This window comes from Aminobacter sp. LjRoot7, assembly GCF_964252895.1.
Lineage (GTDB): Bacteria > Pseudomonadota > Alphaproteobacteria > Rhizobiales > Rhizobiaceae > Aminobacter > Aminobacter aminovorans_B.
In genome coordinates this window covers 1-1,482 of sequence record NZ_CAXUPX020000037.1, presented here as the reverse complement: position 1 = coordinate 1,482, position 1,482 = coordinate 1, and the positions used below count along the sequence as shown (strand labels likewise).

The 1,482-nt window shown below is 64.0% G+C and carries 2 protein-coding genes; both read left to right on the top strand.

What is annotated here, in order from left to right:
- Positions 1–65 precede the first annotated feature (65 nt).
- The gene (locus ACSQ3E_RS30825; protein WP_436125510.1) at positions 66–1,157 is read left to right on the top strand and encodes an IS5 family transposase; all 1,092 of its coding nucleotides are present in this window, start codon (positions 66–68) and stop codon (positions 1,155–1,157) included.
- The coding region (locus ACSQ3E_RS30820; RefSeq protein ID WP_436125509.1) for a hypothetical protein at positions 1,154–1,482 on the top strand (329 nt) is incomplete at its 3' end. The genes ACSQ3E_RS30825 and ACSQ3E_RS30820, both read left to right, overlap by 4 nt.

Genomic DNA, 1,482 nt, shown 5'->3' with positions numbered 1-1,482 from the left:
AAAGGCGCTCGCAGCGACGCTGCGAGCGTGATTCAGTGTCTCCGTAGAGATTCCGGAGGTGGTGGGTGCGCGGCGGCGACGATCGAACTGGCGAACTGTTCAGCTATGTTGACCTTGAGGCGCGGGTGCGGCGCAATCATCCGTTGCGGGCGATCCGGTTAATCGTGAGCGAGGCGCTGTCGGCGCTGGAGCTGGACTTCGCCGCGCTGTATTCGCCGATCGGACGGCCGTCGATTCCGCCTGAGAAGCTGCTGCGGGCGATGCTATTGCAGGCCTTCTATTCGATCCGCTCGGAACGGCTGCTGATGGAGCGGCTGGAATACGACCTCCTGTTCCGCTGGTTCGTGGGCATCGGCGTCGACGCCGCGACTTGGGACCATTCGGTGTTCTCGAAGAACCGCGACCGGCTGCTTGAGGGCGACATCGCGGCAAAGTTCCTGAGCGCGGTCCTGGCGCAGCCCGAGGCGAAGAGGCTTCTGTCCACGGATCACTTCTCGGTCGACGGCACGCTGATCGAGGCCTGGGCATCGATGAAGAGCGTAAAGCCGAAGGACGGCTCGGGCGAGCCGCCGGCAGAGGGCGGCGGACGCAATACGGAGGCAGACTTCCACGGCCAGAAGCGTTCGAACCAGACGCATGCCTCGACCACCGATCCGGACGCAAGGCTCTACCGCAAGGGGCCGGGCAAGGAGGCGAAGCTCTGCTTCATGGGGCATGGTCTGATGGAGAACCGCCATGGCCTGCTGGTCGATGCCTGCCTGACGCTGGCCGACGGGCATGCCGAACGGGTGGCGGCGCTGCACATGATCGAGCCTCGTGCCGACCGGCCGCAGGCGATCACGATCGGCGCCGACAAGGCCTATGATGCGCAGGACTTCATCAACGAGTTGCGCTCGATGAAGGTGACGCCGCATGTGGCGCAGAACACCAACGGCCGTCGTTCGGCGATCGATCGCCGCACGACGCGGCACGGCGGCTATGCCGTCAGCCAGCGCATCCGCAAGCGCATCGAAGAAGCGTTCGGCTGGATCAAGACCATCGCCGGGCAAGAGAAGACGAAGTTGCGTGGCCGCGACCGCGTCGAATGGGCCTTCACCCTCAGCGCCGCCGCCTACAATCTCGTGCGGTTGCCGAAGTTGCTGGCGGCGCCAGCATGAGTGCGCCGGCGAACTGCCAGTTGATCGGCCGCTGGTGGATCGTCGAGGCCGATCTTTGGGATCGCGATCATCTCGACCTTGTCGATCCCGCCACGATTGCCATCGGAGCCGACAACCACGGTGAGATCGCCTTTGGCGCACTGCAAGCCGGCCTCGATCTCAGCTATGGCCCCAATATGGTGTTCTTCACATGGGCCGGCTTTGACGAGATGGACGAGGTCACTGGCGATGGCTCCGCTGAATTGCTCGACGACGGCTCGATCGAGATCACATTCGCCTATCACAACGGCGACGAGGCCATCCTCAAAGCCAAACGCCACCCTTC